This is a genomic window from Stomatobaculum sp. F0698 (genome assembly GCF_030644385.1).
GTDB lineage: Bacteria > Bacillota > Clostridia > Lachnospirales > Lachnospiraceae > Moryella.
This window is the reverse complement of record NZ_CP130060.1, coordinates 178,645-192,238: the sequence shown is the minus strand read 5'-3', so window position 1 is coordinate 192,238 and position 13,594 is coordinate 178,645. Positions and strand designations below refer to the sequence as shown.

The window sequence follows — 13,594 nt, the reverse complement described above, 5'->3', positions numbered from 1 at the left end:
CTCAGCTATCTTCATCCTTAAGGAGAACATGCTCTGTAAAATGCGCCCAGCCTTCCCACACATCGTTTGTGATTCCGTTCAGATATCTTATATTGCTCTCGGAATAAAATCAATCCGCCGAGACATCGAACGGAATTTTCCGCTCCCGGTCATGCGCTTCACAAAAATCGTAAAAGCAGTCGTCATAGACATCTCCAGATCATCGCAGAGTTCTTCCATTCATTGTCATTATTTATTTAATTCGTCAGTGCGTGCGAAAACGCTCGTTTTCTTGTGAGCTAAAAAACCGGCACAAAGAAAGTTGTGCATTCCCAAAAGAAAGCATCCTCTGAAGCCCATAATATATAAGACATTATAACACGTGGATGAAATGCAATCTCTTCCATTAGAAGTTTTCGTATGGTATCCAATATACACAAATTCGGTCGGCATTGGGAGATTCGGAAGTTATGGGGAAGACCGTTAAAAATTGCACTAAATGATGGTAAGCTTATTTTTATATTTGTATGTTAACGATATTGATTTTTTTTGCCAGGTTTGTCATGTTTAACAAAGATGCAGCAGAAGGGTATTCGTTTGTAAAAAACGCATGCGAGAAAGGGGAGCTATGAGAGCAAAAAATCTATTGAATGCAGCAATACCTATGGCACTTGCAGTTGCAGTGGTCGCAGGTTGCGGCGCTAAAAACGGAGGAAGTGAAATTTCTTCCACGGCAAAGAGTGCCAGTATGACAACTTCATCTAAGTCTTCGGAAAGCACATCTTCTTCCGGTGCGGTAAGCACTGCTTCTTTTCCTATAGCAATGAAGCATGCTTATGGAGAAACTGTTATTAATGCTAAGCCTGAAAGGGTTGTTACCCTTGACTGGAATAATGCAGATGCAGTTTTGGCCCTTGGAATTGTTCCTGTGGGTACAGCTAGGGCAAACTGGGGACCTGTTACCGATAAGGGTCTTTTACCTTGGACCGAGGAGAAGTTTAAGGAGCTTGGAACTGATAATCCGAATGTGTTTAACGACCTTGAAGGCTATGACTATGAGGCTGTTGCAGCAGCCAAGCCTGATATAATAGTAGCCCCTTACTCAGGAATGGATGAAAAGGCTTATAAGCGTCTCTCTGAGATAGCACCAACCCTTCCATTCAAAGAAACAGCTTGGAAGACTACCTGGAGAGAACAGACAGTTGAGGCTGCAGAGGCTTTAGGACTTAGAGCCGAGGGAGAGAAGCTGGTTGCAGATACAGATGCATTTATAAAAGAAAACTTCGCAAAATATCCTAAGCTTGCGAACAAGAGTGCAGCAATTTGTTATATCAATGCAGCTGACCTCAGCAGCTTTTCAGTTTATAGAACAGCAGATCCAAGAGGGGCATATCTTACAGACTTAGGCTTTACCTTTCCTGAAAAGGTAGAGGCCCTGGCAACAGATAAAAATGCATTTTACGTGCAGATATCTTCTGAACTGGCAGTTGATGCTCTAAGTGATACGGATATCATTATAACTTACGGTGATGATAAGACAGTTGCCGCCTTGCAAAAAGACGCAATCTTCTCTAAGATTCCGGCAGTCAAAGAAGGCAGGGTAGTGGTGCTTGACAGCAACGGCAATCTTGCAGCGGCCTGCAATCCTTCCGTGCTTTCTATCAAGGCAGAGCTTGTGAACTATCTTGAAGCAATCAATGCAGTCGTTAAATAAAAAGGCATAGTGAACATGGGAAATAAAAAGTTTGTACTTTCTATAATCTTATGCTTAGCCCTGCTTTCTATTATGGCAGTATTTTCCATATCGCTGGGTGCTAAAAACATAGCATTTTCTAAGGTTGTAGACGTTCTCCTCGGAAATGATCCGGATAGCCTTGAGGCTGCTATCATATTACAAAGAATTCCAAGAACCGTATTTGGCATACTTGCGGGAGGCGCCCTTGGCATATCAGGGGCTCTTATGCAGAGTATAACAAGGAATCCCATTGCTGATCCAAGTATACTTGGTGTAAATACCGGCGCATCACTCTTCGTGGTCGCCGGTATAGCATTTTTTAATATTACTGTTGCCTATCAATACATCTGGCTTGGCATAACAGGAGCAGGCGTTACCGCGGTTTTTGTATACAGTGTGGCAAGTATGGGCAAAGACGGTGCTACACCACTAAAACTGGCGCTCTCGGGTTCGGCTGTAAGCATAGTCTTAGGTTCACTTGTTAGTACCATTATGCTGCCAAATAACAGGGTAATGGAAGCTTTTAGGTTCTGGCAAGTAGGGAGCATAGGAAGTGCAACCTGGGAAAATATTATGCTCATTAGCCCATTCCTGATAGTAGGTTTTATCATATCAATGTTTATATCAGGGTATTTGAATAATCTGGCTTTGGGCGATGAAGCCGCTACTGCCCTTGGGACGAATGTAGTGATGACAAGAACCATAGGAGCTCTTGCATCCGTACTACTATGCGGTGCTACTACAGCACTTGCAGGACCAATAGGCTTTGTAGGGCTTATCATTCCCCATATTATAAGGCTGATATTTGGAAGTGAAATGAGTAAAATGCTGCCTCTTTCTTTTCTGGGCTCAGCTCTACTTATGCTTATTTCAGACGTAATAGGAAGAATAATAAGCTTGCCGGGAGAGACTGAGGTGGGTATCGTTACCGCCGTCCTTGGTGCACCGGTATTTATTCTGGCCATTCGGAAAGGGAGGGTAAAGAGTCTATGACAGAGCTAAATGCAGGATATAAGAAAAGGACTCTTCGATGGAGGCTTGTTGTACTTGCCCTTCTTAGCATTATCCTTATTCTATCAGCCTGTGAGCTTTGCTTTGGAAGTGTGTCCTATCCCATAAGAGATGTAATCAAGGTTTTACTTGGCGAAACGATTGACGGAGTATCTTATGCAGTAGAAAATGTGAGGCTTCCGAGGATGATGGGCGCCGTATTTTCAGGGTTTGCCTTTGGAATGGCGGGCTATGTATTTCAAACATTGTTACACAATCCACTTGCTTCGCCGGATGTAATCGGAATTTCCGCAGGAACAAGCACAGCAGCGGTTTTTCTCATACTGGTGCTTGGACTTAGGGGAAGCATAGTGTCCTTGTTAGCGATGATATTTGGAATTGCAACAGCTTTAATCATTTACAAGCTTTCAGTAATCAAAGGGCATTTTACCTATGGAAGAATGATCCTTATCGGCATAGGAATTTCAGCACTTTTAAGAGCAGTCACTTCTTATTTACTGGCAAAAGCTGCGGAGTACGATGTAGGGACTACCATACAGTGGCTGAGCGGAAGCTTAAATAGCGTGCAGATGGAAGATGTGTTTGCACTTGTTTTGGTAGTTGGGATAATCACTATTGCGTTGGTTTCACTTACAAGACATATGGAGATTATTCCTTTGGGAGACAACTTCGCAGTATCACTTGGACTAAATACAAGACTTACCTATTCGGTAATGATAATAGGTGCAGTTATACTTGTTTCATTTGCCACCTCTGTCACAGGACCTATCGCATCTGTGGCATTTCTTTCGGGACCAATTGCCACAAGCCTTGCCGGAAAGGGGAAATCAAGCCTTATTCCTGCGGGACTCGTTGGCACAACACTTACTTTAGGAGCAGATTTGGTGGCTTTTCATGCATTTCCGGTACACTATCCTGTAGGGGTTATCACAGGGCTTTTAGGCGCACCGTATATGCTGTATCTGCTTATTCGAATGAATAGAAGAGGTGTGAATTAATGGGAAACCATGTATTAGAAGCCAAAAATCTTGTGGCCGGTTATGACGGGAAAGCGATCATAAAGGGTCTTAATCTGACCATACCGGAAGGAAAAATATCAGTGATCATAGGCTCAAACGGCTGTGGCAAATCCACTCTTCTAAAAACCTTTTGCAGGTTAAACAAAGTCATGAGCGGAGATATTTATCTGGATAATAAGCCTGTATCCGAGTATTCGTCCAAAGAAATATCTAAAATAATAAGCCTTATGCCACAATCGCCACTGGTACCTGAGGGAATAACCGTCTATGATTTGATTAGCAGAGGCCGTTTCCCTTATAGAAAGGTCTTTCGGGGACTGGATGATAAAGACTTTAAGGCTATTGAAGAAGCTATGCAGACTATGGGTGTAACCGAGCTTCGAGACAGAGCGGTAGATGAGCTTTCCGGAGGACAGCGTCAAAGGGTGTGGATAGCACTCGCACTTGCTCAGCAGACCGATATATTATTTTTAGATGAGCCAACGACATTTCTTGACATAGCATATCAGGTGGAGATTCTTGATTTGCTTGGAGAGCTAAACAGGACTAAGAAGACCACCGTCATTATGGTTCTGCACGATATCAATCTCTCTGTAAGATACGCAGACTATATATTTGCCCTCAAATCAGGGAATCTTTATGCCGAAGGAAGACCCGAAAATGTGATTAGTGAAAAACTTATAAAAGATGTATACGGGCTTGATAGTAAGGTCATTACAGATCCTACTTCAGATGCGCCTATGGTAATTCCTATGGGAAAGCATCATAAGGAGCTTGATCATCTTGATTGACTGCAATTGCAAGCGGAAAATGAAACAGAACCGGCGCGAATCGAACACGCCGGTTCTGTTTTCTTTTCCCAAACTACAAAAGTCGCGTATTTAGCACGATAGCATTTTCTGCAATTCTTCATAGCTGTCCACATGGTCATAGTGCACGCTTCCGTTTGACAGCTTTTCAAAGAGCCGCTTTGCGCAGCTTATCTTTGCCTTCTCAATGAGTCTTAAGTCAAGACTGCTCATGCTGCCCTTGGTCTCGGCAATGAAGTACACGTGCTTTACACTGCCCTCACGGAATACAATGGCCCAGTACGGTGAGTAATTGCCGACCGGGGTCGGAATTTGGAATCCCTTCGGGAGCTTTGCATAAATCTTGACCTCTTCCGCTTCCTGAGGTAGTTGTAACAAGCGTTCGGATGAATGTGCAGCTTAAAAAACCATCTCAATCCGAACTCCTGCTTATACTCATCAAGGAAACGATATGCCACTAATCTATTTCCTTCGCGAAGAATACCGGTGCTTTTTTTAAGAAACTGTTCTCCTTTTCCAATTCGGCTTTTTCACTCCGGAGACGACGAAGTTCTTCCATCATCTCCAACTGGGACTTCTATCCATCATTGTTTTAGCATTCTTCGCGATACGAACGTACCCAGTTGGAAACAGTGGCTCTGGAATTCAAATCCGCGTCCCTCTAATTCAAAATCCCCGTTCCCTTTTGATATTGAGTAAATTATTAACTTCTTCTTGCACTCTTGGAGTCTGGGTTGAATACTTCATCATTAAGGTATTAATTGTTTCATCTATTATGTTTCCATAATTACAAATCTTATCCTTCTTTATAAACTCAACCGAATTATTCAACGAGCACAATGCCCTGCGCAAAAATTCGACCGCCATCTCATTATAATTGATATTTTCATAGCATTCTTGTTTCGCCAAATGACACAGCGCAATCGCCGCCGTATACAATGTATGATCGAAAGATATCTGCACCTTTTCATTTCCGCTTTCATTGTAGCGTTCCTCAAATATCCTATTTGCTGCAATTGCATCTCTACGTGCATTGTCTAAAAGCTTCTTTATTTTGTCAGGTTGTTTCTCCCAACTCGCAGATCTAATGTAGCATTTAGCTCTTTGATGGAGATAGTCCGGATCCTCCGAGAGATAAGGAGTGAGATTTTTGTATATATCTTCAATTAGTGTCCTTCCATTGTGTGCAAAAATCTGATTTATATTATCGAATAGAATATACGACTTATATTTTGCATTTTTTGTCTTGAACTTCAAACTCGGCTTTCCATAACATTCTATTATCTTCTGTATGATATATTCATATGCACGGACTATCTTATCTCTTCCGATTTTCGTTCCAGCCAAGTTGTCTAACTGACGATATAGCCAGAATTCAGCATTAACTACATATTTCATTGGTGAATTTTGGGCCGCGCTTCGTTCAAATCCCCAAGTAGCTTCATCATCGATTAGCGGAGCGGCTTTCTTATTTTGTTCCACAAACTCTTTCTCAAGATTTAATACAACCACCTCACCTGAGTATATCTTTTCCATTGTCGCTAGTGAAATTAAGCATGCAACATCTTTAAACGACTCTGTCTTGAGAGAAATTCTTCCAAATCGATTCGATGCTTGTAATACCCTGCCAATTTCTATGATATTATCAGCCATCGATTTATCCTCTAAAAATATACCAAAGCCGGACCTCAACAGTTTTTCATTAATTTTCTTATTTTCCCTTTCATTTAATTTACTATTGAGCTCATGTGGAATCAATTTTTTCTCCCTGATGACTCCCAATAGTCTTAACCTAGACAGCAGACCAAGCAAATCATGATCATTTTTACTTGCCATTATGACAAAGGAATTGCGATTGAAGATTCTTTGTTCTGAGCTTTTAATTATCCTCTCAATCTGTTCCTTCTCAAGAGCTTTTCTATCCGCTACTATCAAACAACTTTTTCTGTCAAGTAAATAACTAAAAGATTCTTCATTTAATTTATCCACAGATTGAAATATAAACACATCTCTATCGCTAACTCTTCTCGCAATATCGATTGCGACATAAGTCTTTCCACTGCATTCAGAACCAACTAAAATCTGAGTCCCTTCACTATTAATCCCATTCAACACCTTATTTGTAACTTCTCTTGATATAAAAAAACCAGGAATAGATGCCTCGCCAAGTTTCCTATCAATTAATCTCTTCCCATGAAATAAATATGCCCGATTTTCATCAAACCCGTCTTTTAGTGACACAAACTTATACGTTTTAAATTTCTCAACTTCACTTTTTTCAATCTTTTCAGCTGATAGGGCGGCGCTCACAATCTCTGTATAAATCTCGTCATAAGAGTTGAATTTTACGCAATGAGTGATCCCATATTCAGACAGAATTATAAGTTCATCATCACCGACATCTTTGGTAGTACAGTAATAATGGTTGTTATTTCCTATCGAATAATCTCCCGAGACTATTGAGAGAATATCAATTTCATCAGAGAGACTGCTACCTATGTATATTAAGTTCAGGTACTCATAATCATGTTTCAATCTATTAAGCAATGCCGTATTCTTATGGAGGCTATCAATGTACTGTCTTGTATCAAACACCAAACAATCCGAATCTTCATAGCTAAGTATATCATTCACATCTCCATGTATTTTAACGACACACTTCCTCTCAGAAAATATTTCATCTGCGCTCTCTCGATTGGAAATTATCACAGTATTATATTCGCTGTTATTTTCAATAGCATCATCGATATTTAGAGTATAAATGTAAGGCCATGGAATATCCAAAAACCGTTTTTTGTTTTCAGAAAGTTCAACGCCCATAAAATTATCATTCAAATATTTTCTTCGTTCTTCCCTCGATATTATATGATGATAGAGTGTAGCTATTTTGGAAAATGAATACTGCTCATATCTCTTCCTCTCATCATTACCACAACCTCGCGCATGAATTATCTGATCGATCATATGAGCCTTATAGCTATCTCCGGAAGGAACCTTACCTTTTCGACTAGTGCAATCCTTTGTAAACCCAGCTCCCAAGACTGGAACTAATGCCATGCGTCTAAGCTGCTGCTGTATATCACTCTTCACATCAGAGTAATCCACCTGTACACATTTCCTAAGTGCCATAGTTCATCCTTTCATCTAAATTAGTTTATTTGAGTTAACTAGAGTGTCAATCTTAAAACCGCATTGTCTTTTACATTCTCCAACTATCGTTAGTCATTAAATACACTTGGATAGCATTACACGGCGAAATCCTTTCCCACGAAAAATATGTAAACAATCCAATCTTAAGTTCTTTCGTTCAATTTGCATAAGATCAACACCTAGCTTCAAAATTAACAATCCTGAATTTATGGTCAGATAAGAGTACATCAATTCGCTTTCTAGAGTATTTACAGTAGATTCAAATCTTTATTTTGCTTCACTTCAATCCAAATTCGTAACGGTGTAGTGGTCAACGTTTTTTGTAACACCACTGCTTAATGGTACACTTCGCTCTCTTTTCAGACGGAGTCAGATATCCGTTATACGAGTGTGGGCGTACCTGATTGTACCAATCGTAAGCAAACTCTGAAACGGCATAATCCGGTTCTGCTGCGGTTTCAAACCGATACTGATAAATCAACTCGGTATTTAAGGTGTTGTAATAGCGTTCCATCGGTGCATTGTCATACGGACAGCCCGCACGGCTCATGCTTTGAGAAATCCCGAGCTTCCGGCAATAATGATATAACGGAAGAGCTTCTGGATAATTTGAAGGATAGTATTAAACGGATAAGAGGGGTATCCTCCAGATAGAAATGGATTTCTCACAAGACTATTAAGTGCTTTATACACATAATAGCACAATAGAAAGGTGTTTTACAGTGAATAGAGGGCGGAAAAAGCGTGGTACATACTAAAATTAGGCATCAAAAAAGCACCACCTATATAAGACAGTGCTACGGCACAATTATTTATTCAGCTACAATGCATTATGTAAACACTGATACAACTTACCTTCTCACTCGTCATCACAAAACGATACAACTTTGTCGATAAAGTTGTATCGTTTTGTGACAGCCCTCCCTCCGGAGCGACGCTCTTTTCTTCTACCTTTTCCTTTTTCTTACACTTCTTCTCTGCCAATCACCAGCTCGCTCTTCATCCCGTTCAACTCTATCCGCTTCTCCGCGCCGGGCGTATCAAAGGACTCTGCTGCCTTTCCATCGCCCGCATAAGAAATCCGTGTACCTATGCCCTTTGCCTTTGCGGTAAAGACCGCATCCGCAGGGACATAGAGCTTTGAGCAGGCCGAGAGCTGGTTGAGTTCCAGGGAGCTCGCAAGGCTCTTGCAGTGAATCTCCATATCGAGGTTACCGTCAATTTCCACGGTGCCGGGAACCGCGTCGAGATATAGCTTCCGGTTCCTTCCGCCGAGCTCAATTCGCTCGCAGTCCAGCGAGCTGAGACTCACCAGTTCTGCATTGACCGCGCACTCTACTTTTCCGAGATAGGCCGCCGGGAGTTCCGCATAGATGCTGAGTCCCTCTTTCGAGGCGCTCTCACTCATCCCATTTCTACGGAGCAGTTCCAGATCCAGTCGCCGCTTTGTATCGTCCAGTTTGATTTTAAAATCACTCTGCAGCGAGGCGAGAGTACCGGAGACCAGGCGGATGCGCAGTTTCTCTCCCGGATGGCCGGAAAGGAATACTTCTTTGGCGCTGCCGAACTTCATATCGTAGTGTTTCACTTCATCGATATCGTATTCGGTGACGCTCGCATAGCGATGCGCCGCTGCCGCTTGCGCTTTTGCCTCCCCCGTAAGCAGTTCGTCTACGGTGATTCCAAACAGAGCTGCGATTGCCCGAAGGTTCTCGATATCCGGCGTGCCGCCCTCGGTCTCCCACTTGGTAACGGCCTGTCTCGAAACATGCAGCTTCTCTGCCAACTGTTCCTGGGACATGCCCGCGGTCTTTCGAAGGGTTTTGATTGTTTCTGCGATTGTCATGCTTTTACCTCCTGTGTCTTGATGGCCCCAGTATAAAAAAATCGCAGCGGCACACAAGAAACACGGGCTTACATTTCAAATTTTTCTTGCTACGCTCCGTAGCAAAGCGCTCAATCTTCCCGCTGTATAAAGTTGGTCACTGCCTCGCCCTCGGTCTCCGGGTACGGAATCCCCTGTTCTTTTGCGAGGGCAAAGCTTCGCATCATCCAGACCATATTCCGGGCAAGGTTCCGCATGGTCTGCATGCCTTCCCGGTCCTTGGCGGCATCTTCCGCGGTCAGGCCGTGGGTGATGTTCCAATAGGTGGAGCCTGCGACCGGCATCTGCGAAATCCCGAAGTATTTGTTCAGCACATCAAAGGACGCCGTGGTGCCGCCTCTTCTCGCGACGACTATCGAAGCGCCGGGCTTAAAGGCAAAGGGATTCTCGACATTCTGCACGGAGTAAAACGCCCGGTCAAGAAAAGCCAGAATGCGTCCGCTCGGATGCGCATAGTAAACGGGTGTCGCAAAGACAAAACCGTCGGCCTCTTTGGCGAGCGCCGTGAATTGATTCACCGCGTCATCCCGAAACACACAGGCATCGTGCGTCCCGCAATAACCGCACTGGATGCAGTCCCGTATGGGCTGATTGCCAAGCTGTATGACCTCGCTCTCTACCCCTTCCGCGGCGAAAACCTTCTGCATCTCCTTGACTGCCTGCATGGTGGTGCCGTTCGCATGACTGCTGCCGTTCACAAAAATAACCTTCATTGCAATATCCTCCTCCGCACCGCGTGGCGGTACGAGGACTTATCATAGCGCTTTTGGGAGTTTTTCGCTATATCTCGGCTTTCCGTAAGTTGCGCGCCCTGTGGCTCCCGTCACTGCTTCAGCCTCTGTCCCGCTCTTTTTCCTTTTCCTCCCGATACACCTGCCACGCCCTCACGATCGAAATCACGATTGCCGCCATGGTATAAGCAGCAAGTAGCAACATCCCGTAGCCCTTCGGCGAAAACACAGTGCTCACAATGCCGAGTATCCCCGCCGCGACCAGCATGATCCCCGCAAAGCGGTTGCTCTTCTGCCAGGTGATGTCGTTATATCTGGTCCAGGACAGGCGGAAGCCGACCAAGCCGTTTCGCTTGCACTTCGGCAAAACATTGCCGACCAGCACGAGCAGCGCCCCGAAGAGTATGGTCAGGAGCTTATCGCCCGCGAGGGTGCTGAGGAAGCTTTCGCCCCGCAGCGCGAGCACGGTGTTATAGAGGAGCACACCCTGTATGCAGCTTAAAATCAGGATCTGCGGGAAAATCACAATGCCGAGCACCTTGGCATTCGCTTCGGCCGCCTGTCTTTCTTTGTCACTCTCCGCCTGTTCCGCCTTTCTATGAAAATGAAGCAGTAGAAAGCGGCTGCCGAAGGAAAGCAAAAGCAAGACCACCGGCAATATCAAAAGTTCGTACTTACTGCCGTATCGCGTCACGTTTCCGGCAAAGTCATAGTGCGCCGGTATCACTGCGGGCAGCTCCCGCAAAACCAATAGCGTCACAAACAGGCAGAGCGCCGCAATCATTTTTGTAACTTGTTTCATGCTTTCCTCCCTCCGAACGGTTCCGCCCGGAAAATCAACTCCCGCAGGACGGTCTTGTTGCGTTCATCGCAGACAAACAGAGAAGCTCTTTTTGATTTTATTTTTCTGCACTTTCTTCCAAATACACTTTCCTTGAATACCATGTGGTCGCTATAACGGCGAGCAGCAGAAATACCGTGAACAGTCCGAGTGCAAGTTCTGCGGAGGGCGCAAGCAGCGCACTGACCATGCCGAGCAGCCCGGCAATCACCATGGCTGTGCCCCCAAAGCGGTTGCTCTTCTGCCAGGTGATGTCGTTATACCGGCTATACGGCAGGCGCACGCCCACATTGCGGTTTTTCCGGGTCTTCGGCAAGATGTTGCCGAGCACAATCAGCATAACGCTTGTCAGAACACACATCGCTTTCTGCGCCGTTTGCGCAATGCTCGCCCCCGCCTGCGCTCCTCCCGCAGTTCCGAAATGCTCTGCGGTCCAGGCCGCAGACCACAGCAGCCCGGCCTGCAACAGGCAGAAAAAGAGATTCATCACAAGCCCGACCGATACAAGCACCTTTGCATTCGCCGCCGCACCCTGTGCCTCTTTGTCATCGCCGACGGCCCGGCGTTCAAAGTGTGCCACAAGAAACTGCCAGAGCAGCGTGATCAAAAGCGTGACCATGGGTAAAATCAGATAGCTGTACTTACTGCCCCAGCGTCTCACCTCTCCGCCGATTGAATAATCCACGGGAAGCAAAGCAGGCATGGTCTGTAGAGGAATGATTGTAACCATCAGAGTAAGCACCGCGAGTAACCACACTGTTTTTTTCATGATTTCCTCCCTCCGAACTGTTCCACCCAGAGGATCAATTCCTGCAGGACGGATGTGTTCAGTTCATAGTAGACAAAATTTTTCTCCTTATATTCGCTCACCAGCTCTGCGCCCTTTAAGAGCCGCAGGTGGTAGGAGAGCGCCGGCGGGCTGACACCGAGCCGCTCCGCAATCTCCCCGGCGCTCATGCGCCCCTCCCGCAGCATGACCAGAATGTCGCGCCGCTGCGGGTCCGAGAGCACTTTAAAGATACTGCTCTCTCCCATATGGACATCATCTCCTTAAAATTTCTTTTAATTAGATTCTAGCACGTCTTCTTCACCCGTCAATCAGTATTTCAAAATATTTTTAATCTGTTAGCATTCTGTTTCCATATCGCTCTGTGCTTTTCTGACCGGTAATTTTTGCCGCGCTTTCTCCCATCACACTTTCTACCACGCGTTCTCTCTTCGCGCTTTCTTCCCCCGCTTTCCGATTCCGCTCCTTTTCCCAAAGCAGTACAGAGGGCAGCAAAAAAGAGGACGGATGGCTCCGTCCTCTTGCTTTCCGGCGCACTGCGCCGCTGTTCCGGTTTTCATTTTCGACTTTTATTTTCCCCTGCTTTTGCGCTGCCGCTTTCTCTTATGCGGCAATCTTTGCTTCCGCTCGCCCTCTTCTCACAGGAGCTTCGCGCGGAGTTCCTCTGCGCTGAGGGGGCTTAAGTAGCTCGGCGCCACATCGAAGATGGTCTTGCAGCCGGTCTGTCCCTCCGCAGCGAGGCGATGCGCCGCACGCGCATAGGCCGCGAGTACCGCACCGGTGAACTCGGGGTTCGAGTCGAGCTTTAAGCTGAACTCAATGAGCTCCTTATGCTCCTCATGGAAGCCGCTCACGCCGCTCCGAATCACAAAACCGCCGTGCGGCAGCTCCGCGTGCTTTTCACGCATCTCCTCTGCGGTGATGAAGTGCACTTCGGTGTCATAATCCGCAAAGTAGTTCGGCATGTTTTTGATTTCCGCCTCGATTGAAGCGCGGTCCGCATCTTCCGCGGCAACGACAAAGACCTCTCTCTTATGCATCTCCCGCGCCGTGAACTCGGGCTGCTCACCCTTACGGATGCGCGTCATGGCGCTCTCCACGGGAATCGTGTACTGTCTCGCATCCAACACGCCCGCAATACGGCGCACCGCATCGGAGTGGCCCTGGCTCACGCCCTTCCCCCAGAAGGTATAGTTCTTGCCCTGCGGCAAAATCGCGGTTGCCAGCATACGGTTTAAGGAGAAGAGACCCGGATCCCAGCCGAGGGAGATGAGCGCAAGCTTACCGCCCTCCTTTGCCGCGGCATCCACCGCTTCAAAATGAGAGGGAATCTTTGCGTGCGTGTCAAAGCTGTTAATCACGTTGAAATGCTTTGCGTACTCGGGGGTCTGTGTCGGCAGATCGGTCGCGCTGCCGCCGCAGAGCACCATCACATCAATCTTATCCTTCCAGTTAAGCGCCTCGGAGAGCGCCACAACCGGAACCTTCTCCGTGTGGATCTTGACGCTCGCCGGGTCGCGCCGCGTAAAGACTGCCACGAGTTCCAAATCCTCGCTCTGCTTGATTGCGCTCTCAATGCCTCTGCCCAAATTTCCGTAGCCCAAAATGCCGATGCGTGTCTTCATTCTGTTCTCCTCTCTCCGTTCG

General features: G+C 45.9%; 12 protein-coding genes and 1 pseudogene. 4 read left to right on the top strand and 9 right to left on the bottom strand.

Annotated elements, in window-relative coordinates; translation table 11 throughout:
* The first annotated feature begins 607 nt into the window (after positions 1-607).
* From QU660_RS00920 to QU660_RS00905, 4 genes are read left to right on the top strand one after another with little or no spacing between them, the layout of a single operon-like run.
* Complete coding sequence (locus QU660_RS00920; RefSeq protein ID WP_304946481.1) at positions 608-1,693, top strand: iron-siderophore ABC transporter substrate-binding protein; 1,086 nt, start codon at positions 608-610, stop codon at positions 1,691-1,693.
* A 15-nt stretch (positions 1,694-1,708) separates the two neighbouring features.
* A complete protein-coding gene (locus QU660_RS00915; RefSeq protein ID WP_304946480.1) occupies positions 1,709-2,707 on the top strand; it encodes a FecCD family ABC transporter permease in 999 nt (332 codons plus the stop codon).
* Positions 2,704-3,723, top strand: a complete 1,020-nt coding sequence (locus QU660_RS00910; protein WP_304946479.1) for a FecCD family ABC transporter permease — start codon at positions 2,704-2,706, stop codon at positions 3,721-3,723. The genes QU660_RS00915 and QU660_RS00910 overlap by 4 nt, the downstream gene beginning before the upstream one ends.
* Positions 3,723-4,535, top strand: coding sequence for an ABC transporter ATP-binding protein (locus tag QU660_RS00905; protein WP_304946478.1), 813 nt, complete (start codon positions 3,723-3,725; stop codon positions 4,533-4,535). The genes QU660_RS00910 and QU660_RS00905 overlap by 1 nt, the downstream gene beginning before the upstream one ends.
* 90 nt (positions 4,536-4,625) lie before the next feature.
* Here QU660_RS00905 and QU660_RS00900 read toward each other — a convergent pair whose 3' ends face one another.
* From QU660_RS00900 to QU660_RS00860, 9 genes and pseudogenes are all read right to left on the bottom strand, one after another.
* Complete coding sequence (locus QU660_RS00900; protein ID WP_330693220.1) at positions 4,626-4,931, bottom strand: restriction endonuclease; 306 nt, start codon at positions 4,929-4,931, stop codon at positions 4,626-4,628.
* 288 nt (positions 4,932-5,219) lie between these two features.
* Positions 5,220-7,682 carry an SIR2 family protein gene (locus QU660_RS00895; protein ID WP_304946477.1) on the bottom strand — a complete coding sequence of 821 codons (2,463 nt, stop codon included), beginning with the start codon at positions 7,680-7,682 and terminating at the stop codon, positions 5,220-5,222.
* A gap of 331 nt (positions 7,683-8,013) precedes the next feature.
* Positions 8,014-8,283, bottom strand: a pseudogene (locus tag QU660_RS00890) (integrase core domain-containing protein); the annotation flags it as partial.
* Positions 8,284-8,667: 384 nt separating this feature from the next.
* Positions 8,668-9,549 carry a helix-turn-helix transcriptional regulator gene (locus tag QU660_RS00885; protein ID WP_304946476.1) on the bottom strand — a complete coding sequence of 294 codons (882 nt, stop codon included), beginning with the start codon at positions 9,547-9,549 and terminating at the stop codon, positions 8,668-8,670.
* Between the two features lie 110 nt (positions 9,550-9,659).
* The gene (locus QU660_RS00880) at positions 9,660-10,301 is read right to left on the bottom strand and encodes a flavodoxin family protein (protein WP_304946475.1); all 642 of its coding nucleotides are present in this window, start codon (positions 10,299-10,301) and stop codon (positions 9,660-9,662) included.
* Positions 10,302-10,419: 118 nt separating this feature from the next.
* The gene (locus tag QU660_RS00875; RefSeq protein ID WP_304946474.1) at positions 10,420-11,121 is read right to left on the bottom strand and encodes an SdpI family protein; all 702 of its coding nucleotides are present in this window, start codon (positions 11,119-11,121) and stop codon (positions 10,420-10,422) included.
* Positions 11,122-11,218: 97 nt separating this feature from the next.
* Positions 11,219-11,929, bottom strand: a complete 711-nt coding sequence (locus QU660_RS00870; protein ID WP_304946473.1) for an SdpI family protein — start codon at positions 11,927-11,929, stop codon at positions 11,219-11,221.
* Positions 11,926-12,195 (bottom strand): autorepressor SdpR family transcription factor, encoded by a 270-nt coding sequence (locus QU660_RS00865; protein ID WP_304946472.1) that lies wholly within the window; start codon positions 12,193-12,195, stop codon positions 11,926-11,928. The genes QU660_RS00870 and QU660_RS00865 overlap by 4 nt, the downstream gene beginning before the upstream one ends.
* Positions 12,196-12,585: 390 nt before the next feature.
* On the bottom strand, positions 12,586-13,572 hold the full coding sequence (locus QU660_RS00860) for a diaminopimelate dehydrogenase (RefSeq protein WP_304946471.1): 987 nt from the start codon (positions 13,570-13,572) through the stop codon (positions 12,586-12,588).
* Between the last annotated feature and the right edge of the window lie 22 nt (positions 13,573-13,594).

Coding starts and splice junctions, on each gene's coding strand:
- QU660_RS00895 (WP_304946477.1), bottom strand. CDS start 7,682: ATGGCACTTAGGAAATGTGTACAGGTGGATTACTCTGATGTGAAGAGT.
- QU660_RS00865 (WP_304946472.1), bottom strand. CDS start 12,195: ATGGGAGAGAGCAGTATCTTTAAAGTGCTCTCGGACCCGCAGCGGCGC.
- QU660_RS00920 (WP_304946481.1), top strand. CDS start 608: ATGAGAGCAAAAAATCTATTGAATGCAGCAATACCTATGGCACTTGCA.
- QU660_RS00860 (WP_304946471.1), bottom strand. CDS start 13,572: ATGAAGACACGCATCGGCATTTTGGGCTACGGAAATTTGGGCAGAGGC.
- QU660_RS00875 (WP_304946474.1), bottom strand. CDS start 11,121: ATGAAACAAGTTACAAAAATGATTGCGGCGCTCTGCCTGTTTGTGACG.
- QU660_RS00880 (WP_304946475.1), bottom strand. CDS start 10,301: ATGAAGGTTATTTTTGTGAACGGCAGCAGTCATGCGAACGGCACCACC.
- QU660_RS00885 (WP_304946476.1), bottom strand. CDS start 9,549: ATGACAATCGCAGAAACAATCAAAACCCTTCGAAAGACCGCGGGCATG.
- QU660_RS00915 (WP_304946480.1), top strand. CDS start 1,709: ATGGGAAATAAAAAGTTTGTACTTTCTATAATCTTATGCTTAGCCCTG.
- QU660_RS00905 (WP_304946478.1), top strand. CDS start 3,723: ATGGGAAACCATGTATTAGAAGCCAAAAATCTTGTGGCCGGTTATGAC.
- QU660_RS00870 (WP_304946473.1), bottom strand. CDS start 11,929: ATGAAAAAAACAGTGTGGTTACTCGCGGTGCTTACTCTGATGGTTACA.
- QU660_RS00910 (WP_304946479.1), top strand. CDS start 2,704: ATGACAGAGCTAAATGCAGGATATAAGAAAAGGACTCTTCGATGGAGG.